At 62.0% G+C, this 24,355-nt stretch carries 23 protein-coding genes and 1 pseudogene; 17 read left to right on the top strand and 7 right to left on the bottom strand.

What is annotated here, in order from left to right; genetic code table 11:
- Positions 1 to 199 precede the first annotated feature (199 nt).
- A complete protein-coding gene (locus BLW08_RS08555; RefSeq protein WP_175538620.1) occupies positions 200 to 1,066 on the top strand; it encodes a PaaX family transcriptional regulator in 867 nt (288 codons plus the stop codon).
- Between the two features lie 7 nt (positions 1,067 to 1,073).
- On the opposite strand, the pseudogene BLW08_RS24100 reads toward BLW08_RS08555, so the two are convergent.
- Positions 1,074 to 1,175 (bottom strand): annotated as a pseudogene (locus BLW08_RS24100) (carbohydrate kinase); the annotation flags it as partial.
- Positions 1,176 to 1,420: 245 nt separating this feature from the next.
- Between BLW08_RS24100 and BLW08_RS08560 the strand changes: the two are divergent.
- The 5 genes from BLW08_RS08560 (at position 1,421) to BLW08_RS08580 (ending at position 6,104) form a co-directional block, all read left to right on the top strand.
- Complete coding sequence (locus BLW08_RS08560; RefSeq protein WP_091324420.1) at positions 1,421 to 2,497, top strand: alkene reductase; 1,077 nt, start codon at positions 1,421 to 1,423, stop codon at positions 2,495 to 2,497.
- Positions 2,498 to 2,566: 69 nt separating this feature from the next.
- Positions 2,567 to 3,280 (top strand): SDR family oxidoreductase, encoded by a 714-nt coding sequence (locus tag BLW08_RS08565; RefSeq protein ID WP_091324421.1) that lies wholly within the window; start codon positions 2,567 to 2,569, stop codon positions 3,278 to 3,280.
- Positions 3,281 to 3,408: 128 nt separating this feature from the next.
- Positions 3,409 to 4,407: an NADP-dependent oxidoreductase gene (locus tag BLW08_RS08570; RefSeq protein WP_091324423.1), complete on the top strand. Its 999-nt coding sequence runs from the start codon at positions 3,409 to 3,411 to the stop codon at positions 4,405 to 4,407.
- Between the two features lie 47 nt (positions 4,408 to 4,454).
- A complete protein-coding gene (locus BLW08_RS08575; protein ID WP_091324425.1) occupies positions 4,455 to 5,321 on the top strand; it encodes an alpha/beta fold hydrolase in 867 nt (288 codons plus the stop codon).
- 180 nt (positions 5,322 to 5,501) lie between these two features.
- Positions 5,502 to 6,104: a TetR/AcrR family transcriptional regulator gene (locus tag BLW08_RS08580; protein WP_091324426.1), complete on the top strand. Its 603-nt coding sequence runs from the start codon at positions 5,502 to 5,504 to the stop codon at positions 6,102 to 6,104.
- A gap of 113 nt (positions 6,105 to 6,217) precedes the next feature.
- On the opposite strand, the gene BLW08_RS08585 is transcribed toward BLW08_RS08580, so the two are convergent.
- Positions 6,218 to 7,228 carry a LacI family DNA-binding transcriptional regulator gene (locus tag BLW08_RS08585; RefSeq protein WP_091324427.1) on the bottom strand — a complete coding sequence of 337 codons (1,011 nt, stop codon included), beginning with the start codon at positions 7,226 to 7,228 and terminating at the stop codon, positions 6,218 to 6,220.
- 165 nt (positions 7,229 to 7,393) lie between these two features.
- On the opposite strand from BLW08_RS08585, the gene BLW08_RS08590 reads away from it, so the two are divergent.
- The gene (locus BLW08_RS08590; protein ID WP_091324429.1) at positions 7,394 to 8,329 is read left to right on the top strand and encodes a dihydrodipicolinate synthase family protein; all 936 of its coding nucleotides are present in this window, start codon (positions 7,394 to 7,396) and stop codon (positions 8,327 to 8,329) included.
- Between the two features lie 178 nt (positions 8,330 to 8,507).
- On the top strand, positions 8,508 to 9,824 hold the full coding sequence (locus tag BLW08_RS08595; protein ID WP_217639215.1) for an Nramp family divalent metal transporter: 1,317 nt from the start codon (positions 8,508 to 8,510) through the stop codon (positions 9,822 to 9,824).
- A gap of 61 nt (positions 9,825 to 9,885) precedes the next feature.
- Here BLW08_RS08595 and BLW08_RS08600 read toward each other — a convergent pair whose 3' ends face one another.
- The 4 genes from BLW08_RS08600 to BLW08_RS08615 are packed head-to-tail and all read right to left on the bottom strand — an operon-like array spanning position 9,886 to position 15,113.
- On the bottom strand, positions 9,886 to 10,719 hold the full coding sequence (locus tag BLW08_RS08600) for an ABC transporter ATP-binding protein (RefSeq protein ID WP_090821027.1): 834 nt from the start codon (positions 10,717 to 10,719) through the stop codon (positions 9,886 to 9,888).
- A complete protein-coding gene (locus BLW08_RS08605; protein WP_091324431.1) occupies positions 10,716 to 12,500 on the bottom strand; it encodes a dipeptide/oligopeptide/nickel ABC transporter permease/ATP-binding protein in 1,785 nt (594 codons plus the stop codon). Before BLW08_RS08605 ends, BLW08_RS08600 begins: the two co-directional genes overlap by 4 nt.
- Positions 12,493 to 13,539: an ABC transporter permease gene (locus BLW08_RS08610; protein ID WP_254779783.1), complete on the bottom strand. Its 1,047-nt coding sequence runs from the start codon at positions 13,537 to 13,539 to the stop codon at positions 12,493 to 12,495. Before BLW08_RS08610 ends, BLW08_RS08605 begins: the two co-directional genes overlap by 8 nt.
- Positions 13,540 to 13,553: 14 nt before the next feature.
- Complete coding sequence (locus BLW08_RS08615) at positions 13,554 to 15,113, bottom strand: ABC transporter substrate-binding protein (protein ID WP_175538621.1); 1,560 nt, start codon at positions 15,111 to 15,113, stop codon at positions 13,554 to 13,556.
- 332 nt (positions 15,114 to 15,445) lie between these two features.
- On the opposite strand from BLW08_RS08615, the gene BLW08_RS08620 reads away from it, so the two are divergent.
- The 9 genes from BLW08_RS08620 (at position 15,446) to BLW08_RS08660 (ending at position 23,576) form a co-directional block, all read left to right on the top strand.
- On the top strand, positions 15,446 to 16,078 hold the full coding sequence (locus BLW08_RS08620) for an RraA family protein (RefSeq protein ID WP_090821019.1): 633 nt from the start codon (positions 15,446 to 15,448) through the stop codon (positions 16,076 to 16,078).
- A gap of 50 nt (positions 16,079 to 16,128) precedes the next feature.
- Positions 16,129 to 17,478 (top strand): MFS transporter, encoded by a 1,350-nt coding sequence (locus tag BLW08_RS08625; protein ID WP_090821017.1) that lies wholly within the window; start codon positions 16,129 to 16,131, stop codon positions 17,476 to 17,478.
- A gap of 91 nt (positions 17,479 to 17,569) precedes the next feature.
- Positions 17,570 to 18,373: a LamB/YcsF family protein gene (locus BLW08_RS08630; RefSeq protein WP_090821016.1), complete on the top strand. Its 804-nt coding sequence runs from the start codon at positions 17,570 to 17,572 to the stop codon at positions 18,371 to 18,373.
- A gap of 37 nt (positions 18,374 to 18,410) precedes the next feature.
- On the top strand, positions 18,411 to 19,184 hold the full coding sequence (locus BLW08_RS08635; RefSeq protein WP_091324437.1) for a 5-oxoprolinase subunit B family protein: 774 nt from the start codon (positions 18,411 to 18,413) through the stop codon (positions 19,182 to 19,184).
- Positions 19,184 to 20,212 carry a 5-oxoprolinase subunit C family protein gene (locus BLW08_RS08640; protein WP_090821012.1) on the top strand — a complete coding sequence of 343 codons (1,029 nt, stop codon included), beginning with the start codon at positions 19,184 to 19,186 and terminating at the stop codon, positions 20,210 to 20,212. Before BLW08_RS08635 ends, BLW08_RS08640 begins: the two co-directional genes overlap by 1 nt.
- Positions 20,213 to 20,317: 105 nt before the next feature.
- Entirely contained in the window at positions 20,318 to 21,115 is a 798-nt protein-coding gene (locus BLW08_RS08645; protein ID WP_090821010.1) for an SDR family oxidoreductase, read from the top strand.
- A gap of 65 nt (positions 21,116 to 21,180) precedes the next feature.
- Complete coding sequence (locus BLW08_RS08650; protein WP_091324440.1) at positions 21,181 to 22,350, top strand: pyridoxal phosphate-dependent aminotransferase; 1,170 nt, start codon at positions 21,181 to 21,183, stop codon at positions 22,348 to 22,350.
- Between the two features lie 5 nt (positions 22,351 to 22,355).
- Entirely contained in the window at positions 22,356 to 22,958 is a 603-nt protein-coding gene (locus tag BLW08_RS08655; RefSeq protein ID WP_091324442.1) for a TetR/AcrR family transcriptional regulator, read from the top strand.
- Positions 22,959 to 22,988: 30 nt separating this feature from the next.
- Entirely contained in the window at positions 22,989 to 23,576 is a 588-nt protein-coding gene (locus tag BLW08_RS08660; protein ID WP_090821004.1) for a TetR/AcrR family transcriptional regulator, read from the top strand.
- Positions 23,577 to 23,585: 9 nt separating this feature from the next.
- Here BLW08_RS08660 and BLW08_RS08665 read toward each other — a convergent pair whose 3' ends face one another.
- Positions 23,586 to 24,068 (bottom strand): hypothetical protein, encoded by a 483-nt coding sequence (locus BLW08_RS08665; RefSeq protein ID WP_139244863.1) that lies wholly within the window; start codon positions 24,066 to 24,068, stop codon positions 23,586 to 23,588.
- Between the last annotated feature and the right edge of the window lie 287 nt (positions 24,069 to 24,355).

Raw genomic sequence — 24,355 nt, forward strand, 5'->3', positions numbered from 1 at the left:
CTCATAGTTGCTCTGGGAAGGGGTGGAGTGCATGTCTGACCGGTGGCGACGTCGATGTCGGCAGCCATTTTAGTGGCGTGCATCACTCCTGAACTATGGTTGCGTTAAAAATCACGTCCGTCAATAAACATGCAAAGTTATGCCGAATGGGTGAGACTGGAGTGTGCGAACTACGGGTGAGAAACCAGGACCAGCGGCGGTGGATTTTCCGCGTCCCCAAAGAGGAAACGCCAGCCAACACGTCCTCGTCACTCTGCTGGCCGAGTTCTGGAGGAAAACGGACCTATGGCTTCCCGCCCGCGTGGTGGTCAGGCTGGCCGAGGATGTGGGCCTGTCCCGGTCGGCGGTGACGACCGCACTCAGCCGCCTCGCCGCGCGCGGGGTCCTTGAAAATGATGGTGGCGGCCGCGCATCGCGTTACCGGTTTACTTCCGCGGCCCGGGAACGGCTGGTGGTTGGGAACCAGCAGGTCACCGAATTTGGGGACCCGTCCGCTGGCTGGGACCACCGCTGGACCGCCGTGGCGTTCACAGTGCCTGAAACCGACCGGGATATCAGGGAAGCGTTCCGGGCAAGGCTGCGGTGGCTGGGTTTCGCCCCGATCTATGGTGCGTTATGGTTTTCGCCCAGGGATCTGGTAGCGCGAGTAACCGAGACCGCTGAAGGGTACAACGTGGACGACTTCATGGCTTTCCGGGTTGAGGACGCCGACCTGGAGGGTCGCCGCCCCACACTCGTCAACAGCGAAGAACTGCCGGCGCGCTATGCCGCCTTCGCCCACACAAACGAACAGCGCTTGAACGCCCTTCGCAAACAGGATGGGGACTCCAAAGAGGTATTCCGCATGCGCATCGAAACCATGGACGAATGGCGCGCCTTCCCATGGGACGACCCCGGCATGCCATACGAACTGCTCCCGCCGGAATGGCCCCTTCGACAGGCCCGCTCCACATTCATAGAGGTCTACAACGGCACCACCGAACGCTCGGAACAGTACCTGCGCCGCGTCCTCACCGAACTGGCACCAGAGGCCGTACCGGGAATCAGCATGTCCGGGATCGCCTGAAGAGCTCGTCCCTGCCCGGATAGAGCCAGTGGAGGTCCACATCGCTGGCCTTAACGACGCCGCTGGCCGAAACGAACTTCTCGACCCGCGCCCGGGCCGAGGCGACGTCGGCAGTTCAGGCAGCGCTCGCGATCGTCGCCAACTCCACGAAGCCGGACCCTTCTCCAGGCGAACGCAGAGCACAACGATCTTGCTCGGAGTCAGCCGGGCAGTTATCGCTCGATCTTTGCCCACTTAACTTTCGTGGGAATATTTCTTGAGCGCGCTCAGTTATGAGCGTAGTCACCAAAGCCAGTCGACCCATCGGCCGGGTGCGGTGATGCCCTGATACACCGAACGCCAAAGGACCAACCCATGACCCTTTCATCTCTGTGGCAACCCCTGACTCTTGGTCGCGTGGACCTCTCCCATCGGCTGGCACTGGCACCCATGACCCGAAACCGTTCCAACCCGGATGGCACGCCGGGCGACCTCGTGGCCGAGTACTACAGGCAGCGCGCTTCCTTGGGATTGATCATTACCGAAGGAACACAGCCCTCACCGGACGGCCAAGGCTACGCCAACACGCCGGGGATTTACTCTCCCGAGCATGTGATGGGCTGGCGTAACGTCACCGAAGCAGTTCATGCCGAGGGCGGAGCCGTGTTTATCCAGCTCATGCATGCGGGTCGGATGTCCCACCCGGACAACACCCCGCACCACCGCCAGCCCGTGGCGCCGTCAGCCATTTCAGCCGGGCAGGACATTTTCACGCCGGCCGGCCCCCAGAAGACGCCGACACCCAGGGCGCTGAGCGCAGAGGACATCCAGGCCACCATTGATGACTTCCGTCACGCGGCGGCCTCGGCCATCGCAGCCGGTGCCGACGGAGTGGAAATCCATGGGGCCAACGGATACCTCCTCCATCAATTCCTATCGCCCAACTCAAACCACCGCACGGACCACTACGGCGGATCAGTGGAAAACAGGTCAAGGTTCGTCATCGACGTGGCACAGGCCCTCTCCGATGAAATCGGGCCAGACAGGGTGGGCATCCGCCTCTCCCCCGCCATGCCATTAGGTGGAATCGACGAAGGTGACACGGACAGCGTGCGGACCCAGTACCGGCACCTGGTCGGCGAGCTCGCATCCCTGAACCTGGCGTACCTGCACCTTCACCATGTTGGAGATGACGAACTGCTCCGCAGCCTCCGGGATATGTGGCCGACGGCGGTGCTCGTGGTCCGCTATGGACGTAACCGCGAGCAGATTGCCGACGACGTCGCGGCCGGCTTGGCGGACATCGCGCCGCTGGGCCGTTTCGCACTGGCCAATCCAGACATCGTTGAACGTCTGCGCTTGAATGCCCCCTTGAATGAGGTAGATCCCAGCACCCTCTACGGCGGCGGCACCAGCGGATACACCGACTACCCAACCCTTGCCCACGCCTGATCCCACACCACCCAAAGACCATCCAGGCCAACCGGCGTGGACGGAAATCCACACAAGGAAGTTCGTGAAATGCAATCACTCAATGGCGCAGTCGTCCTCGTTACCGGAGCAAACGGCGGCATCGGAACCCACTTCGTCCACGCCGCCCTGGCACGCGGCGCCAGTAAGGTATACGCCTCCGCGCGCACCCCCCGCACTTGGGCGGACGAACGGATCGTCCCACTGACCCTCGACATCACGGATCCGGTGTCAATCCAGGCCGCAGTCGCGGCAGCAGGCGACGTCACAGTCCTGATTAACAACGCCGGAGCCTCCGTGGCAACCCTGGGCATCCTTAGCCACACCGACGAGGAAATCCGCACCAACGTAGAGACGAACTTCCTCGGCCCGCTCTTCCTCGCCAGGGCGTTCGCTCCGATCCTGTCCGCCAAGGAACATTCCGCGATCATCGATATCCACTCCGCCATGAGCTGGTACGCCGTCGGCGGCATCTACAGTGCCACGAAGGCCGCCCTCTGGTCAGCCACCAATTCACTGCGCCTGGAGCTCGCCCCCGACGGCGTCCACGTGGTGGGCGTCCATGTGGGCTACGTCGACACAGCGATGGCTGCGCACACCTCCGACCCTAAGATGGACCCGGCCGAGCTGGTTAGCAAGGTGCTGGATGCCGTGGAAGCCGGTGATTACGAGGTTCTCGCCGACGCGACGTCCGTGCAGCTCAAGGCCGGACTCAGCGCCCCCATCGAGGCACTCTACCCCCAACTCGTGTCCAGCAAATCCTAGTATTTACAACCGCGCCGTAGTGATGGCTCAAACCCATCACCACGGCACGTTGTCTTTGCCCTTGATTTTTAAGTTGAGTGCACTCATAATTGAGTGAAGTCAATTTTATTCAAAAGGAGCATCGTCGCATGCGGGCATTCGTTATCACCAAGTACAAGGAACCGCTGCGCGAAGCCGAGGTGGCAGAGCCTACCGTCGGTGAACGGGACGTGCTGGTACAGGTTCACGCCGCCGGCCTGAACCAGCTGGACGAAAAGATCCGCTTGGGCGAGTTCAAGCAGATCCTTCCCTACAAGCTTCAGCTGGTCCTCGGCAACGACGTAGCCGGCACCGTGCTGAGCGTCGGGGAAAAAGTGACGGGGTTCAAGCCCGGTGATGAGGTCTACTCACGTCCCCATCAGGACCGCATGGGAACATTCGCTGAACGCATCGCCATTGCGGAAGAAGACCTCGCGCTCAAGCCTAGATCGGCCAGCATGGAAGAGGCCGGCTCACTGCCCCTCGTGGCTCTTACAGCATGGCAAGCCCTCGTGGAGCAGGGCAAAGTGCGCCAGGGACAGAAAGTTCTCATTCATGCCGGCGCCGGCGGGGTCGGCTCCATCGCCATCCAGCTCGCCAAACATCTCGGCGCAACCGTTGCAACCACCGCCAGCAGCTCCAATGCCGGATTCGTACGCGGCCTGGGCGCCGACGTCGTTATCGACTACGTCACCCAGGACTTCGAACAGCTCCTGAGTGGATACGACCTGGTGCTGGACAGTCTCGGAGGGGACAACCTGCACAAATCACTGCGAATCCTCAAGCCTGGTGGCAAGGTGATTGGCATCGCAGGGCCGCCCGATCCGGCCTTCGCCCGCGCCGCCGGGCTCAACCCCATACTGCGCCTGGCAATCACCGGGCTCAGCAGCAAGGTTAGGAAGCAAGCCAGGAAACTCGGCGTTAGTTATGAGTTCCTCTTCATGCGCGCCAGCGGCGACCAATTGCGCCAGATCAGCGCACTGGTGGACGCCGGCATACTGCGTCCCATTGTGGGGAAAGTTTTCACCTTCGTCGAGGCTCCAGAAGCCTTGCAATCCCTGGCCGCAGGCGGATACCGGGGCAAAGCCGTACTCACTGTCACCAACTGACCGGGCGGCGGCCACATTCACCCAGAGAATCCAGGAGAACCACCATCATGGGCACCACCGACACCCCAGAAGAAGCAGTAGTCACCTCGTACTCAAAGGCACCTGCTAAAACCGTCACCTCCGAAGGTGTCAGATACTCATATCGAGAGCTTGGCCCGAGAGGTGGCATCCCCGTCGTGTTCTTCGTGCACCTCGCTGCCACCCTGGATAACTGGGACCCCCGCATCGTCGACCCCATCGCCAAGAACCGACGCGTGATCGCATTCGATCAGCCGGGAATAGGCGCTTCCACGGGAAAAGTGCCCAACAGCATCGACGCAATGGCCGACGATGCCTACACCTTCATCAACGCTCTGGGGTTCGAAAAGGTAGATGTGTTCTCCTTCTCGCTGGGCGGCATGATCGCACAGGATCTGGCCCTCAAACATCCCGAACTCGTCCGAAAGCTCGTGCTGACGGGAACCGGACCACGAGGAGGCAAAGACATCGACAAAGTGGTCGGCACCACCTATTGGGACATCTTCCGGGCAACGCTCACGAGGTCAGACCCCAAGGAGTTCCTGTTTTTCAACCGCAACACCACCGGCAAACTCGCCGCGAAAGAGTTCATCAAACGCCTTCACGAGCGGACCGGGAACCGTGACAACCCAATCAGAACCCGCGCCTTCCGGACGCAACTTAAGGCAATCCAGAAGTACGGCCGATCGGCCCCGTCCAACCTCTCCGCCCTGACGCAACCCACCCTGATCGCCAACGGCGACAACGACCGCATGGTTCCATCATCCCTCTCCGAGGACCTGCACCAACGCATCAAAGGATCCGAATTGATCATCTACCCTGACTCCGGCCACGGTGGCATCTTCCAATACCACGCAAGGTTCGCACCCGCCGTCGTCGACTTTCTCGGCCCCTGACCACAACGCCGCGACAACTGGAAGGTCCGCTGTACCCTTGTCCACGCTGGCCCACCCAACCCCTCAGGCTCTATAACGCAGCCTCCCCGGCAGAGACCGTCGGGGCAAGAAGGACCATCTACCTCCCCACAGGTTCGATATACAATATTGAGTCCAGTCAGTTTAATTCCGGAGGAATCTATGCCTGTCACGTCCAAGCCCCCAGGGCGGCGGGAGCGGAACAAACAGGAAAAGCTGGACCGCATCACCGCCGCAGCCGCCGAACTCTTCGCCAAATACGGGGTCGAAGACGTCACCACCCAGCAAATCGCCGACAAAGCAGACATCGGCACCGGAACCCTTTTCCTCTATGCCAAAACCAAAGGCGAACTCCTCCTCCTGGTCCAGAACACCAACTATGCCGAAGCCCTCGAACGCGGCCGAGCACATGCAGAAACCATCAAGGATCCCCTGGACGCAGTGATGTCCATCGTGAGACCGATCGTGGAGTGCAACCGAACCCAGATCGACAACGGACGCTACTACTTGCGCGAGATGGTCTTCGGGGACCCCACTGAACCGCACCACAACGCGGCCCTATCTATCGTGGGGCAAACCGAGGAAGCCGTCGCCGCCATACTGGACCGCGAACGACCGCCCGGTACGGGTGACCCCGCCACCACAGCGCGCATTGTCTCGGCGATAATGTTCGTCAGCATGGCGGCAAGTGGGAACGCCGGATTGGACCTCGAAGCGCTGGTGCAGAACATCAGGAAACAAATCAGCCTCCTGATACGCCGCTGAAAGTCCGGTACTAATCCGCTTCAAGGTATCCGCCATGACGTTGACAGCGCGGAGTCTGCAGTGGTGGGTTCCTTGCTCGAAAAATGCGCGCCCCTCACCATGTCCCTTGCAAACTAGTGCCTGGGTGTACCGCTGGATTGACGTGGAATGAGGGTCGGCATGGAGCGCCGGATGAGTGGTTCCTTCCCGGGGTTGACGATGAGGTCGACGGCGGTGGCGGCGATTTGGTCCAGGGGAACGTGGACCGAGCTTAGGGGTGTGGGCAGCCGCGCTGAAAGGGGTGTGTCGTTATACCCGACCAGGGCGAGATCCTCCGGGATGGCGATGCCGTTGCGATGGGCTGCAGCCATGACACCCATGGCAATGTTGTCGTTGGCCGCGAAGATCGCTGTAGGCCGGTGGCTGGCGCCGAGGAGTTCATCACCGGCGGCATAGCCGTTTTCGATGCCGTAACCCGCTGCAATCAGCCAGTTGGCGGGTGCGTTGATGCCGGCTTCTTCCATGGCCCTGCGGGCCCCCGTGAGACGGGCCTTACCGGAAGATGTGAAGTCAGGGCCGGTGACCACTGCTATGTCACGGTGGCCAAGGTCGATGAGGTGGCGCACGGCCAGGTAACCGCCCACTTCGTCGTCTCCGAGCGCTGATGGGCTGATGCCGTCGGTACGCAGTACCAGGGCATGTGCTACCCGGCGTTCACGCAGAAGGAGGGGAAGTTTGTCATCGAGCCGGGCCGTTGCCAGTATCAATCCGTCCACATTGCGGCCCAGCAGGGTTTCCGCTGCGCGGCGTTCCTCGTCAGGGTCATCACCGCTGGTGGCAACCATGGCGAAGTAGCCACGGGAGGCGGCAGCTTTTTCGAGTTCTTCGAACATCAGGGCCATGACGGTGTCGCTCAGGCGAGGGACCAGAACCCCCAAGGTCCGGGTCTCGCCGCGGCGGAGGCTGGACGCGAAAGAGTTCCTGCGGTACCCGAGCTCCTCAGCTACCTTCCGGACGTTCGCCGCGGCCGCGGACCGGGAGGTGGTCCGCTCATCGAGGGCGCGACTGGCCGTGGAGATGCTTACACCACTGGCCGCTGCGACGTCCTTCAGTGTGACAACGTTGCCGGGGGCGTCCGGTTCCATGGCGTTTCTCCTAGTCGGCAAAGGTGTTACAGACACTCTAATCCTCCTGACTTGCAAACGTTCCCTTGACAGTGAGCTGCGACACGTGCAAACTTGAAAACGTTCCCGCAAACGTTCCCACAAATGCGGAACTGCCAACATCAATGAAGACAAGAGGTAGCTGTAATGACACTCGATCTCCGCGGACTCAGCCCCGCACCTGTAACCCCTTTCACCGAAGATGGCGCTGTCGACTTCGCTGCGATCCAGCGTCTGGGTTCGTGGCTGGGATCGATTGAGGGCGTGAAAAGCCTGGTGGTCCTGGGACATGCCGGCGAAGGCACGTTCCTTACCGAAGAGGAACAGCTGGACGTCATCCGAGCCTTCGTGGCATCCACAGACGGCCGCGTGCCGGTGGTAGCCGGTATTACCAAGGAGGGCAATAAGACCGCAGCCCTCGAAGCAAAGAAGGCGGTGGAAGCCGGCGCGTCAGCGGGCCTGGTCTATCCCTCGCATGGGTGGCTGCGTTTCGGATACCAGAACGGTGCGCCGCAATCGCGCTACAAGGAAATCTACGAAGAGTCCGGCCTGCCGCTGATCCTCTTCCAATACCCGGACAACACCAAGGCCACCTACGATCTGGACACCCAATTGGACATCGCGGGCCAGGAAGGCGTCTTCGCCACGAAGAACGGCGTCCGCAACATGCGCCGCTGGTACACCGAAATCCCGGCATTGCGCGCCGCGTACCCCGAGTTGCAGGTGCTCTCCTGCCATGACGAATACCTGCTGCCGACGATGTTCGACGTCGACGGTCTGCTCGTCGGCTACGGCAACATCGCTCCCGAGCTGCTCGTCGAACTGATCGAGGCAGGCAAGGCACAGGACTACCCGCGCGCCCACGCCATCCACGAGCGGCTCCTTCCGGTGACCAGGAACGTCTACCACCGTGGGTCCCACATGGAGGGCACCGTCGCCTTGAAGTGGGGTTTGGTAAACCGGGGCATCCTGGATCACGCCACCGTACGCACCCCGCTGCTGCCCCTGCCTGAAGGCGCCGATGCAGAAATCGCGGAAGCCTTCGCCGCTGCAAACATCAGCAAGGTCACAGCCAACGTCTGAGGACCGCAGGGTGCGTGCAGGGAAAGGTGAAATGCACGCACCCTGGTTCGACTACCGCCCGTGTTGATACGTGGGCAATCGGCCACTTCGGTGGGCCGCCCACCCGACATTGAGGTCGGGATTAATGAAGTCAAAGAAGACTGAGCGGGAGAATAGTCCCGTGGAAGGAGGGCGCGCCGTGATTGAGCATACGAAGACGCCTAGCACCTCGCGTACCCCGGGCGCCGAATTCGGGCATCTACCCCCCAGCAGTGTCCGGACCAGTGCCGAGACCCGAAAGACCCGCCGATCCTTCTGGGGCCAACTTGCCCTGATCGGCCCAGCCTTCGTCGCCGGCGCCTGGCAATTCGGACCCGGCAACCTTGCCACCGCCGTCCAGGCTGGCAGCGGATACCAATACACCCTGATCTGGGTGATCGTCGTGTCCACCATCCTGATGATTTTCCTGACCGACATGAGCGTGCGCCTGGGTATCAAGTCTCCGGTGTCATTGATCCAGTCAATCAAAGACCACCTCGGCAAGAAGGTCGGGGTGATCGCCGGTATCGGTGTCTTCCTGGTCACCCTGTGCTTCTCGGTCGGCAATGCCGTCGGCCTCGGCCTCGGCGCGTCAATGCTCCTTGGCGGATCACCGGTGATGTGGACCATCATCGGCACCGCCATGGTGGCAACCATCCTCCTCTTCCGCAACGTCTACCGGGTCATAGAGAAGGTTCTGGTCTTGATGGTCGGCGTCATGGCGATTGCTTTCGTCACATCGGCCTTCATCGCGAACCCTGACTGGGCCGCGGCAGCATCCGGCTTAATTCCCCGCGTTCCCGGCGATGCCTGGTTGCTGGTCATCGCCCTTGTCGGCACCAACTTCTCCGTGAACGCCGCCTTCTACACCTCCTACGGCACCAAGGAGCGCGCACGCAGCGAGGCAGACTACCGCGACATCACCATGGTGGATACGATTCCGGGAATCGTTGCCCCCGGCATCATGACCTCCCTCGTGATCGTCGTCGCTGCATCCGTACTCGGCGCCACTGGCCAGGCAGCCGCAACCATGGGCCAACTCGGCAGCATCTTCGAACCCCTTGCCGGCCCAATCGGCACCGCGATCTTCGCCATCGGGTTCACCGGCGCCGCCTTCTCCGCCATGACCGCCAACTGCACCGCCGGGGGCACCATGCTCTCCGACGCACTCAACCGGCGCGGCACCAAAGGCATCACTTCCGGCACACAGAAACTGATCAGCGCCATCATCCTCGCGTTCGGCCTCACCATCACCGTCATCTTCCAGACCTCACCGGTGCAGGTCATCGTCATTGCCCAAGCACTGACAATCCTGGTCGCACCCCTGCTGGCCACACTGATCGTGGTCATGGCGAACCGCCGCGAACTGATGGGAGCGCTACGCAACAAGTGGTGGCAGAACCTGCTGGGCGTGTTGGGCCTCCTCGCAGTACTTGCCCTGTCCATCCGGCTGATCCTCAACTTCGTGGCAGGCTAACTCCGGCCAAGCGCGGCAACAACCGGTGCCCCCACCTAAAAGGTGGGGGCACCGTGGCGCTTCAGACCCTCAGTCCACCGACTGCAACCCTGCGTTCGCCAATATCGAATCCCGGCCCACCCGGAACTGAATCAATCAGCCGACGCGTGTAGGGATGCTGGGGGTTCCCGTACACCGAATCAACATCGCCTTGCTCCACCACTTCGCCGTGGAACAGGACCAGTATTTCGTCGCTGACGTGGTGCACAACGTCCAGGTCGTGCGAGATGAAGGCCATGGTGAGGTCCAGTTCCTTACGGAGCCTGCCAATGAGGTTCAAGATCTCAGCTTGTACCGAGAGATCCAAAGCGGAGGTGATCTCGTCCGCGATGATCAGTTTCGGCTGCACAGCCAAAGCACGGGCAATAGCGATGCGTTGGCGCTGACCGCCGGAAAACTCGTGTGGATAGCGTTCGGCCACTTCGGGATCCAGGCGGATGGTTGAGAGCCAGTAGGAGATCTTCTCGCTGTGTTCCTTGGGGTTGGCCCGGAGGGGATCGATTGCCTCCGCGAGGGTTTGCCCAATGGTCCGCCGGGGGTTGAGCGAGGAATACGGATCTTGGGGAACCATCTGCACGGCCCGCCTCATGCGGCGTCGCTCGACTCCGGACATTTTGGTCACGTCGCGCCCGGAGAAAGAGATCACTCCATCACTCGGCTTCACCAGGCCCACAATCGCTTTGGCCATAGTGGACTTTCCCGAGCCCGATTCCCCCACGATGCCCAGCGTCTTGCCTGATTGGATACTGGCGTTCACGCCTTTGAGGACAGTGGCGGCGGAACGTCCGGAACCGAACGTGACCTTGACGTCCTTCAGTTCCAGAACCGGCTGATTCTGAGTTGTAACAGCGCTCATTTGGCGGTCTCCTCGACAGTCCGGCTGGTGGTGACGTGGCCGCCCGTAGCGGGGTCGTCGTCGAAAACTTCATCCAGGGCGAAGTCCTTGGCTGAAACGGTGACGAGCTCGGCCTTACGTTCAGCGATGGATGGTGTCGCGGCAAGAAGTGCTTTGGTGTACGGGTGCTTGACCTTGCCGGCTGCGAGTTCTTCGCCTGTGAGCCGCTCGAGGATCTTGCCGCCGTTCATCACGATGACCTTGTCGCACAGCGCCTGCACCACACCGATGTCGTGGGAAATGAACAGCATTGCCGTGCCCATTTCGCGATTGATGGTCCGGAATTGCCGGAGCACATCGGCTTGGACTGTCACGTCGAGGGCTGTGGTGGGCTCATCGGCGATGATCAGGCGAGGGTCCGTGACCAGGGTCGACGCGATCATGGCTCGTTGCAGCATCCCGCCGGAGAGTTCGTGGGGGTGTTGCTTCATGCGCTTCTCCGGTTGGGTGATCCGAATGTCCGCCAGAGCCTTGATCATCCGTCCGAACGCTGTGCCCCTCGACTGGCCGAGATGTACCCGGCTCACTTCGGTTAGCTGCGATCCAATGCGCAGGGCCGGATTGAAGCTGGTTCCCGGGTCTTGATACACAAGGCCAATCGACGTGGCGAGCTCGCGTGGGTTGTTCTTTTTCAGCAGGTTGAGCTCGCCGAGGCGCATTGTCTTGGCACTGACGCCGAGTTCCTCCGGCAGCAGCCCGGCGATGGACATGGCGGTGAGCGACTTCCCGGAACCGGACTCTCCCACCAGACCCACCACTTCCCCGGCGTGGATGCTCAGGGACACGCCCTTGACCAACGGAAGTCCCGACGGCGTGGTGACGGTCAGATTGTCCACCTCCACCAGCGCTTCGGCATCAGCGCGCAACGAAGCGGGCACTTCGGATGCCTTGCGGAGGCTGCCGAACTTTCGCCCACCGCGGGGATCGGTGGCAGCTGCGAGGCCGTCACCGATCAGCATGGCGCTAAGACCCGTGATGGTGATCATGATCGAAGGCATCACGGCCTGAAGCGGCTGGGAATAGATGTTGACGAGCCCCTCGTTCAAGAGGCGGCCGAAGTCATACTCAGGGTTCTGCACGCCGAGTCCGATGAAGGACAGGCTGGAGAGGTCGATCAACGTGGTGGCGAAGACCGTGGCGGTCAGTACCAAGAGCGGCTCTGCCATATTCGGTAGCAGGTGCCGAGTGATGATGTGGGGTCCGGAGACGCCAAGCAATCGGGCTGTGGACACGTAGTTTCGCTGCGAGATCGAGGCCGCCATGTTGGCAGTGAGCCGGGCGAAGGCCGGAATGCTGGCGATGGAGATGGCCAGCACCGCAGACCAAGTGCCCTGGCCGAGGATGGCGGCGATCAGCAACGAGAAGATGAGACTCGGGTAGGCAACGGCAGCTTCGATGACACGGAGCACGGCGGCGCGGATTCGACGCGGTGCCAGCCATACGGCGGTGCCGATTGCAATGCCTGCGACGACGGCAATTGCCGTGGTCGCCGCCGTCATGAGGAGTGTCAGGCGGGTGGCGACCAAGGACCTGGCCAGGACGTCGCGGCCGAAATCGTCGGTTCCGAGCCAGTGCTCGGGACTTGGTCCTTGCGAGGCCTGCGGGGTGAGTTTTTCCGCAGCTTCTGTGAGGAACATCGGCGCGAGGATGGCGGTGAGGACCATGATGGACATCATCACGATGCCGACAATGAGGCCGGTGGTCCAGCGGAACCTACGGCGTGGACGGGCTATCTCAGCCATTGGACTTTCCTCCGAGCGTACGGGGGTCGATGAGGCCGAGGATGACGTCGACCAAGAGGTTCAGCACGATGGCCAGGAACCCAAGGACCAGGATGATCCCCTGAATGACGGGGTAGTCCTTGTTCACGATTGCTGTGACGATTTCGCGGCCCAGCCCCGGCCAGTTGAAGACGTTCTCCACGATGATTGCGCCACCGAGCATGCCGGCCAAGATGAGCCCGGCCAGGGTGAGGGCCGTCGTCAGCAGATTGGGCAAGGCGTGCCGGGCGTAGAGGCGCACCGATGGCAACCGCCACCCGCGGGCAGTCCTCAAGTAGTCCTGCTCCAACACAGTTGACGTCTCGCGGCGTACTACGCGGGCGATGGAGCAGATGGGAGCAATCGACAGCCCGATTACGGGAAGGATGAGGGCACTCAAGGAAGCCGCACCAGCTGCCGGGAGGACTTTGAGAATGATCGCAAAGACCACCACCAGCATGGTGGAAACCACATACTGCGGAACTGCCTGGAAGAATCCGGTCAGCATGCCGAAGGACACGTCGAGCCACTTCTTACGGCCTCCACGGGTCAGGATGCCCACGAGCATGCCCGCAGGAACAGAGACAAGGAGCACCAGGATGATGCCGAGGACGGCGAGTTCCGCGGTGAAGGGAAGCTTGGTGGCGATGATCTGCGATACCGAGGTGCTGTAGGCAAAGGACTCCCCCAGATCTCCGGTGAAGAGACCGCCCACGTAGCTGATGAACTGCACATAGAGGGGATCATTCAGGCCCAGGCTGTTGCGGATGGCCTCGATTTGTTCCGTCGTGGCGTCCGCTCCGGCCACTGCAACGGCAGGGTCGCCCGGGATGAGCGGAACCATGAAGAAGGTCACGACGACGAGCAGGACGACGGAGAGGAGGACACCGCCGGCGCGGCGAAAAGCGTAGTCGGCCCACGGGGAAAGACTCAGGGCACCGCCCCGGGGGCGCTTGGTGGCCCCCGGGGCTGTGCTCTCAAGGATCTGTACTTCCTTGGAGAGCATGGTTGGTTCAGTCATCGTGAAACCTCTGCTTACTTGGTGATGCGCATGGTGGCGTAGTCGACAATCCCCGACGGCGCCTGGATGGAGAACCCGGAGCGCTGCGCGACGATCTGCGGCTCGCCGACGAACGGAACGATGTCGTTGTCGCTCAGGATGCTCTTCTGCGCTTTGGTGTATGCGTCGCAACGGGCCGATTCGTCGGTGGCGGACTGGGCCGTGGCGATGTCCGCGAGTATGTCCGCGTTCTCCCCGCCGCCAATATTGCGGCCGCCCTTTTCGGTGGGGACGCCGGCGATGCGGGTCAGCGATGCTGCCACGGTACCGACGAAGTTGGCGTCACCTTGGACGGTAAGGTCCCAGGTTTCTGGCTTGGTCTGGGTCATGGTGGCCCAGGTTCCGTTGTCCACGAGCTGTAGTTCCACGGTGGCACCTGCCGCGCGCAGGGCTTCCTGGACGTAGGTGCTGCCTGCGCCGTTCGGCCCGATGCTTGTGGTGCCAACCATCTTGAACGTCTTGCCTGCGAGAACTGCCTTGGCTGCTGCTGCGTCCTCCGGGGTCAGGCTTGAGTTATCCGGGAGCGCACACGGAACGGTAGGGGCGACGATCGAGTTGTAGGTAATGCCCTTGCCTGCGTAAGCAGCGGAGTTGAAGGCCTGCTGGTTCATCAGCTGTGCCACGGCCTTACGCAGAGCGGGATCTGTGAAGGGGCTGCCTTCGCGCTGGTTGAAGAGCAGGAAGATGCCGGCAAACGGGACTGTGGTGACGGCATAGCCCTTGTTGCTTTCGAAGCGCTGGACGTCCGCGGGCGCGATGTCAGAGACGTCCATCTCGCCTGTCAGGAGCTGGTTGGCCACCGTCGTCTTATTGACGCCGGGGAAGAACCGAACGGTCTTGGCTGGAGTTCCCTCCAACGGTTTGGACCATTGGGGCCAGGCCTTGTAGTCCTCACGCAAGGTCATGTCGTAACTGACTCCGTGACTGGACTTCGTCAGTGTGTACGGGCCGGAGAAGGCTCCTTTGACGCTGCCTTTGGCCAGGCCCTCCAGATCAGCGAGTCCTGCCGGGCAGATGATGCCGGTCTGCGCCAAGGTCAATCCGCCGATGAGTTCGGACCACGGCTGCGCAAGCTTGATATCCACGGTGCCAGCGGCGTCATCACCGGTAATGGTGGGCTGGCCGGGACCGAAGACGAGCTTGCCGAAGTTGTTTTTGGTGGCTGGATCGGCGAAGTAGCTCAGTGACCTGGCCACGATACTGGGGGTAATGGCTGTGCCGTCCGCACAGGTGGCATCCTTGCGGATGGTCAGCGTGGCTTCAGAGGCGGTGGACTTCCAATCGGTGGCCAAGCCGCCAATGAACTTCCCGTCGGCGTCCCGGCGAACCACAGTGTCGAACAGGAATCGCGCTACCTCGTAATCGTCCTTCGCGTTGGCCTTGGCTGCATTGAAGGTGGTGGGGTCGGCGTTGAGGGCCGTCCTGATGGTGTCGGTGGACATTGCTCCGCCGGTGCCGCCGGAGGAAGCCTGACCGCCCGTGGTGCAACCGGTCAAAAGGAACGCGGCGGCGGTAACGGTCGCCGCCGCTGCCATAAAAGTGGAACGTCCTTGCATAGGGATGAGCCTCCTGGTCGCCTTCGAGTGCCTGGCCATTGCGGATGCGAGCGCATCTGGCGGGGAAACCGAAAGGATTTTGATCTGCGATAACTTTCGCGAATGAGAAGAGTTTCTCTAATTGGGTGATGGAAGTCAACGGTTTTTTGTGAGTTCACCCACAGGTGACCCCTGCCACGCCGATGTTTTACACACTGGAAACAGAAGGGCCTTGACGCGGTGATGAAAAAACGCGAAACTTTTCTCATATGTGATTGACGTCTCAAGGCGTCCAACTCATCCGGAACCCGGACCAACCAAAGGTGGAAGACATGGCAACGACCCTCGAGCTCACAGTCCGCAAGGCACAGTGGACCCGGCCGCCGCGGGAACTGGTCCGCGCATTTGAGGAATTCCCGGTAGCCAACATCGGCGATGCCATGGAACGCCTCGGTCTGGTGGATGGAAACATCAACCCGGTCTGGGCCGGCGCCAAGTGCGTGGGCTCCGCCCTGACGGTGTTGGGCGCGGCGGGCGACAACGCCGCCGTCATCGAGTCCCTTAACTACATTGAGCCCGGCGACATCCTCGTGATCAACGGCTTCGGCCACGAACACCGCGCATTGGTCGGCGAACAGCTCTCCCAACGGTTTGAGGCCGCAGGCGCAACGGGCGCCGTCATCGACGGCTACATCCGTGACCGCGCAACCATTACCGAGATCAAGTTCCCCGTCTTCGCCCGTGGCACCACCCCCGCAGGACCCTTCAAGAACGGCCCCGGCGTGATCGGCGAACCCGTCGCCATCGGCGGCATTGTTTGCTCCCCCGGTGACATCGTCGCCGCCGACGATGACGGAGTCGTCGTCATCCCCCAGGCCCGCGCTGCCGAAATCCTCGAACTCGTCAGAGCAGTTGCAGTCCACGAGGCAGAAATGACAGCCGAGATCACCCGCGAATACAGCTAGTCCTCCCCTACTCCCCCAACGGGACCCCGCTTAGACTGAGAGAACCCGCAATGACTAACACATCGACGGAATCAGTGACACTGAACACCGCTCAAATCAAGGTCGTCACCGCTGACGGCAAGGTGGTGCGCAAGGCAACCCTGGCCGGCACCATGGGCTCCTTCGTGGAATGGTATGACTACGGAATCTACGGTCTGCTCACCACGTATCTGGCCATCAACATCATGGGTTCCAAGGACCTCGGTTCGCTGCTGCTGACCAACGTCGGCTTCCTGGTGAGCTTCCTGGCCCGCCCCTTTGGCAGCGTCATCGCCGGTTACCTCGGCGACAAGCTGGGACGCAAGAACCTGCTTGCAGTGCTCCTGCTCCTCATCTCCGGCGCCACGGCTTGCATCGGCCTCATCCCGTCGTCCTCAGTGATCGGCTGGGCTGCCCCGGCTCTGCTGATCCTCTTCCGCATCCTCCAGGGTTTCTCGGCGGGCGGTGAAGTGGCAGGCGCCATGGCTTTCGTCGGCGAGTACGCCCACGACAAGCACCGCAACTTCTCCATGAGCTTCATCGCGGTGGGCTCCTTCTGCGCGCTCCTCTTCGGCAGCGGCTTCTCGGCCATGCTCATCACCACGCTGGGCGATGCCACCATGGAGGCCTGGGCTTGGCGCATCCCGTTCCTGTTCGCCCTCCCGCTTGGTTACGTTGGCTTCTATATCCGTTCCAAGATGGAAGACACCCCGCACTTCGCGGCACTGCGTGAACGCAACGTTGTGGAGCACAACCCCTTGCGGGCCGTGTTCACCTCCAAGCGCCACCTCAAGGCCATCGCCCTGACCATCTTCCTGCCCGCAGTGAACGGTCCCGGCTACTACCTGCTCTTCGCCTACATGCCCACGTATTTGAAAACACAGCTAGGCAGCGGCAACAACTTCAGCATGCTGCAGGCCCTCATGGTCACGGCCGTCAGCCTGGTTGCCATCATCATCGCCATCCCCCTCATGGCCCGTTTGTCCGACCGCATCGGCCGCAAGCCCGTCCTGATGCTTTCGGCAGTGCTCATGGCCGTGGTTTCCTACCCGATGTTCGCCATGATCACCACCGGAAACATGGCACTGGCCTGCGTGGCCACCGTCATCATGGCCATCGCTTTCTCCGGCCACGCCGCCGTGGTACACACCGTCCTGACCGAAATGTTCCCCACCACTGTCCGCTACAGCGCCTACAGCATTGGCTTCAGCATCAGCACCATCATCTTTGGCGGCAGCGCTCCACTGGTGATGACCGAGCTGATCAAGAGCACCGGCAACAGCATGGTCCCGGCCTACGCCGCGATCGGAACGGCCGTCATCACTTTGGTCTCCATCTTCTTCCTCAAGGAGACCAAGGGACAGCCGCTGGCCACCCACTAACGAGACACGCACGACGGCGGCCTGCCGCCATTGCCGACCGGCCGCCGTCGTTGGACCATAAAGCACCACAACGAAACCATTGGGAGTCACCTTGGGCATCAACTCAGTCGCTGTCGTCGCAGACCTCGGCGAAAGCTATGGCAACTACACCATCGGAGACGACGACGCCCTGCTGGGCCTGGTCACCGCCTCCAACATCGCCTGCGGCTTCCACGCCGGAGACCCGCGCGTTATGGACACCACCGTCAAGGCCTGCGTCGAGCGCGGAATCGAACTTGGCGCGCACCCCGGCTACCCGGACCTGGTGGGATTCGGACGCCGCCTCATCGAGGCCAGTGAAGAGGAAATCCGCACGGATGTCCTCTACCAGATCGGCGCTCTGGACGCCTTTGCCCGCATCCACGGCGGCAAGATCAGCCACGTCGCCCCGCACGGCCGGATGGGCAGCATCGCCCAGACCGATGCGAAGCACGCCCGCGCTATCACGGACGCCATCAAGGCTTACGACCCGTCGTACATTGTGATCTGCCAAAACGGCCTACTCGCCGACGAATCCCGCAAGCGCGGGCTCGAAGTGGGCTACGTCTTCTTGGCCGACCGCGGCTACGGCGAAGACGGCATGCCTGTTTCCCGCAATACCGAGGGCGCTCTCCTCCACGATCCTGAGGAGATCGGGCGTCGTGTGGTCCAGGTTGTCACCGAAGGAACGGTTCGCGCCGTCACCGGCAAGGTGGTCCCGCTGGGCCACGACGCCGACGTCGTCCTCCTGCACGGTGACCACCCGCAGGTCCTGGAAAACGGCACCGCCCTCCGCGCCGCGCTGGAGAAGGCCGGCGTCAAAGCCACCGGTCTGCAGGAAGTCCTGGCCGAAAAAGCCCGCCTGGCAACGGTCTGATTCAGCCGCGCACCTACTACCGAGCACCCAAGGACACATGAGCACGTACCCAGCTCCCGGACAGCTGATTCCGGCATCGGCCATCCCAGACATCAAAGCAGTTCCGTTCGGGGACTCCGCATTGATGGTCAGCATCGCCTCCGGGACAGTTGAGGAACGCCAGACGGGAAGCCGGAAGCTGCGCGAAATCCTGCTGGAGGTCCGTCCCCATGGCCTGCTCGACGTCGTGGCCGGCATTGATTCCGTCCTCGTGGAATTTGACTGCCTCGCCGTCAGCCACGGCCAGCTGGCACAAACCATCCGGTTGGCCGCGGCAAGCAGGAGCTTCGAGGGCACCGGCCCATCACAAACGGGAAAGCATTTCGTCATCCCCATCGTGATCAACGAAGCCTTTGCCCCGGATCTCAGGGACGTGGCGGAAGAACTAGGCATCAGTAAGGAAGCCGTCCTGCGGCATCTTGAAGCTTCCGAGCTGACCATAAACCTCCTGGCCTCGGCCATGGCCCCCATGATGGGGCGGGTGGAGTTCCCGGGACAAGTCAGCCGATGCAAGGAACCCCGCACCAACGTGGACCCGGGATCCGTAATGGTGGCCGGCACCAACGCCATCATCCAGCCGTTCCCGGGGCCCACTGGCTGGAAGGTCATCGGACGTACTCCCCTGACCATCTGCGACATTCGGGAAGACCCGCCCACCTCCTTTAAGCCCGGCGACACCGTGCAGTTCAAGGTGGTCCCGGAAAGTGAATGGAAACGGCTCGAAGGACGGTTCCTGCGTACCGATTCGTACACCACCAAGGAGGTTCACTGATGCCGGCGTCCGAGCGAAGCGTCACCATCAAAATCCGTGAAGCGGCCTGGCTGGCAACCTTCCAGGATTTGGGCAGGGAACAGTCCGAGGCATTGGGTGTTCCCTGTGGCGGGGCGGCAGACCAGCACTCCGCGTCCGTGGCCAACATCCTGGTGGGCAATCCCCGGAATGCCACCGGCATCGAAATCATGGGTGGCCGGTTTTCCTTCACCACGGCCAGGCCCCTCTTGATCTCGGTCACCGGAGCGCCGGCCGATGTCACCGTCAACGGGAGCAAAGTACAGATGTGGGAACCTGTGTGCGTCCCTGCCAAGGGAAGGGTGGTTATCGCCAACGCCCACGGCGGCATGCGCAACTATCTCGCTATCAGCGGCACGCTGGTCACCGAACACTTCATGGGCAGCGCCGCACCCGAAGCACGGATGGGCTTTCCCCAGCAGATCTCTGTTGGGCAGCACCTGGACCTCGTTACGGCCTACGCCGGCTTCGAGCACCCTTACCTGACACAGCCGTTGTTCCGCCTCCCAGTACCTGTTCCTTCGTTCGATCACCCGGTGTGGAGCATCGACATCGTTGAAGGCCCCCACACTGATGCGGCACACGGAATCAGGGAGTTGCTCGCCGCCCGGGAGTACACGGTGACGGCGAAATCCAACCACGTAGGGCTGCGTCTTGATGGGCCGGTAGTGCATCCGGAAGGGCTCGGTGAGATCGTGTCCCACGGTGTGCCCATCGGCGCCTTCGAAATTCCGCACGGAGACGAACTCATCATCTTGGGCCGTTACCGAACCCTCACCGCCGGCTATCCCATTGTCGCCTTCGCCACCAAGGCCTCGCTTCCCATGTTGGGACAAGCCCGGCCCGGCCAGCGCATGAGATTCCGCTGGGTGGGCCAAGAAGAGGCTGTCGAAAGCCAGCACGAGTCCCAGCGCCGGCTGAGCCTCTTGGAATCGCGAGTGCAGAGCCTTTTCGGCGCCATCGACCTGCCACATCATTCGCGACCGGTCGCGGCGCAGGAAGCGGCCTGAAGCACTTCACGCCCGAGGCACTTGACGCTCACGTAGACTAAATGAGAAACTTTTCGCATATGTGATTCGAATCTCACAACCAACCAGACCCGAGGAACGTAAATCATGGGACTTCTTGAAGGCAAGGTCGCCGTTATCACTGGCGCAGGTACGGGCATGGGCCGCTCCACCGCGGAACTGCTTGCAGCCGAAGGAGCGCACGTGGTGCTTGTGGGGCGCAGGCTGTCGGTCCTGGAAGAAGTCGCCGCAGGAATCAAGGCCGACGGCGGCAACGTCCACGCCCGCGCTGCGGACATCGCATCCAAGGACGACGTTGACACCCTGGTGGCCTGGGTCAGCGAAAACGCTGGTCCGGTAGACATCCTGGTCAACAACGCCGGCAGCGCCAGCAAGGTCCTCAATGTCCGCTGGATCAGCCAGGAAGAATGGAACGAGGTCCTGGACGTCAACCTCAACGCCGTCTACCTCCTCACTCAGGCAGTACTCCCGGGCATGCTCGCCCGGAACACCGGCACCATCATCACAGTTTCGTCCTTGGCTGCAGTCAATCCCAACCTGCTGGGGGGTGCCGCCTATGGCGCTGCCAAGGCAGCGGTCCGCAACTTCATGACGTACCTGCACAACACCTTCCGCAATGAAGGGCTGCGCGCCATCACCATTCTTCCGGGCGAGACAGCCACTCCGATTCTCGACAACCGGGCCCGTCCACCCAAAACTGAAGAGCGCGACGCCATGGTCCAGCCGGAGGACGTGGCCCGCGCCATCCACCTCGTGGCCACGCTGCCGCAGCGCACTGTGGTTCAAGAGCTCGTCATTGCGCCTACGGTGCAACGCGACACCTCCGGGGACATCGAAATCAGCCGCTGGACGGGCGCGCCCGCAGAAGACCTCCCCCGTCCGTGAAACCCCGGCACCTCTACACACCCGGCAAAGCCGCCACCCTCCCGACGACTCGAAGCAGGACTGTCATGACCCTTGAACCAACCACCGCCATCGCAGCGTTCCAGCCTTCCGAGGCCGTGCTGCGGGTCCAGCGCACGTCCTTGCGCGTCCAGCAGCCCCAGTCCAAAGGCGACCTTGTGTCCCTGGCCATGGGCGAGCCGGACTTCGACACCCCCGAACAGGTCCGCGCCGCAGCTGCCCGCGCCCTGGAAGAAGGGCACACCCATTACTCGCCATTGCTCGGCGAGCTGGTGCTTCGCGAGGAGCTGGCTGCCCGTATCGGCCAGCTCCTCGGCGAAGTGGCCAGCCCCAGCGACGTCCTGATCACCCAGGGCGGAACCGCAGGCCTTTCCGCCGCGATCCTCGGCATCGTGAACCCGGGAGACAAGGTGGTCATCCCGGACCCCACCTACTCCCTGTACGCGGACTTGGTCAGCATGGCCGGCGGAACCGTCGTGCCTGTTCCACTCGCTGAGGACCTTCACTGGGACCTTGAAGCCCTGGCCGCAGCACTTGAAGGGGCCAAGATGTTCGTCTTCTGCAACCCTTCCAACCCCACCGGCATCGTCCACTCCCGCCAGGAGCTGGAAGTTTTGGCGGACATGGTGGCCCGTACGGACACCCTGGTTCTGTCCGACGAGGCCTACAGCGATCTCGTTTACACGCCTGAACCCTTTACTTCCGCTTTGGAAATACCGGGCCTGGTGGGCAGGACCATCTACTGCCAGACATTCTCCAAGAGCTATGCCATGACGGGCTGGCGAGTCGGCTACCTCTGGGGCCCCTCGGATGTCATCGCATCTGCCGCGCGCGTCCACAACACCTTCAACGGTTCAATGAACACCGCCGTCCAGCTGGCTGCCCTGACGGCGCTCAAAACCTGCGGCCCCGACATCGAGCGCATGCATGCTTCTTACGCGGTGCGCCGCGAACTGATGTTTGAGGGCCTCAGCAGGATTCCGGGACTCACGGTCAGCTCCCCTGAAGGGGCGTTCTACCTCTTCCCGAAGTACGACGTCGACATGCCGGCAGCGCAGATGGTGACGCACCTGCGCGAGTTCGGCGTAGCAGTGCGCCCGGGCAGCGAGTTTGGTCGGAACGGTGAGCATCACCTGCGTCTGTCCTACGCTGCCAGTGCGGAGGCGATTTCGCTCGGCGTCGAGCGCATCGCCACGGGACTTGCGGCACTCAAGTAGGCACCATGACTGTTCTCGACCCACCGGCCGGGCTGCGCATCGACATGCAGCGGAACCGGAAGCTTTTGGTGGACGCGGCCGGCCGGCTCTTCGGAGCCGGCCGTTCGGCTACCATGTCCGAAATCGCTGCTGAAGCCGGCATCTCGACAGCTACCGCCTACCGCCACTTCGCCTCTGTTGACGACGTGCTTGCCGCCTACCGCTTTGAAGTGGGCCGGGAGCTCTTGGAGTTCAGCCGCGCTGCAGAGGCGGAAGGGCTGGAGCTGTTGAAGGCTGTCTGCCACAAATGGGTTCGTTTGGTGGTCCAGCACGGGGCATCCATGGTCCACACGCGCTCAGCGGAAGGCTACCTCGCGCGGGTCAGGGCAGGCGCCTACTACCTGACAGTACAAGCTGAAGCATTGGAACGTCCTTTGGAGGAGGCCTCCCGGGCCTTGGAAATCCAGCATCCGGGCGATGAAGCACTTTTCCTTTGGAACGGCTTCTTCGACCCCCGGGAAATCTACGATCTCATCGGGAGCCTGGAACTCACTACGGAGCAAGTGTCCGCGCGACTGGTCAGGACTTTCACCGCCGCCCTCACGGGTTGGTCGGCTTCCAGGACCTAAGCTATGAGTTGACGAAAGGGCACCCAATCAATGCGTAGTGACACACAGCGCAACCGCAGGCAACTGGTCAAGGCAGCAGGACAGCTTTTCGCGTCCCGTCGCGGAACCATCAGCATGACCGATGTTGCCAAGCACGCGGAAATCTCAACTGCCACCGCCTACCGGCATTTCGCTTCAGTCGAGGACATCCTGGCAGAATACCGGTTTGGCGTCGGCGAGAAGCTGCGCGACTACAGCCTGAAGCAGCAGGAGATGTCCGGCGTCGAGCTGCTGACGGCGGTCAGCCGCAAGTGGGTTGACCTGGTCACCCGTCATGGCGGAGCCATGCTCTACACCCGTTCCGGCGAGGGATACCTTGCCAGGCTCCGTACTGGCGCCTATTACCTGACGGTTCAGGCGGATGCTTTGGAGCGACCCCTGCGCGAGGCTGTTGAGGAATTGGGGCTGCCGCCCATCGGAGACGAAGCAATGTTCCTCTGGAACATCCTCTTTGATCCACGCGAAATTTTGGACCTCATCAACACTGTCGGCCTGACCAAGGACCACGTCACCGCCAGGCTCATCTCCGCCCTCAAGGGCGCACTGAGAGGCTGGAGCGAGGACCGCGAGCACGCCTAGTCCGGCGCTTTATTGAACGGCCCCCGGCCGCATGAGTTCACGGATCCGCTCGGCCGGGAGTGCAGTCAGGGCTGCGATCCGGAAGATGTCCATCCGGCCTGATTCCAGCCCCTCCAGGATGTCGCACCGGAGTTTCTGCGCAGTCTGCTCTTTGTCTTCCAACGCAGCATCCAGTTGGCGGACCACCGTGAACAACCGCGTGAGGTGCCAATCACGCCGAACTCCCGAAAAGTGCAGGTCCTGGTAGGCGCCAGCGAGCCGCTTTACATCCGCCGCCCTGATCCCCACCACAGTGGAAATCGCAGATAAGGACACTTTGTCCGCCAACGCAGCCGCAATTGCCTCATTCCGCTGGCTCAGCAGTGTACGTACATGGCTATCGATGCGCGCCCGCGTCACCCGGGACTCCGAAAGGCGCAATTCCACGCGGTTCAAACGGGGCGTGGCAGGCGTTGCGCGGCGACGCGGCCGCGCTTCAGCTATGTAGGTCACGACGGGTAAGGCCTTGGACCAGTTGCCAGTCGACGGCCAAGTCGCCGCGCGCGGGCATAATGCTGCCTTCCAGGAGCTGCATGCTTTTCCCTACATCCCCCTCAGGGGCCCACATTCCACTGATCGGGCAATGGCTTCCCGTGCCGGCCGTGAGTCGGTTTCGACCGGAACGGTCTGATTCTGGCTGTCCAACGATGCGCAACATTACTTGCCTCCGGCGTTGTTCTGGTTCTTGCCTTAAGCCTATGGTCCAGCTCACTTAAAAGCAAGAAAAGTTTCTCATTTGA

Origin of the sequence: Arthrobacter sp. cf158, from assembly GCF_900106835.1 — a bacterium.
In the GTDB taxonomy this organism is placed as follows: domain Bacteria; phylum Actinomycetota; class Actinomycetes; order Actinomycetales; family Micrococcaceae; genus Arthrobacter.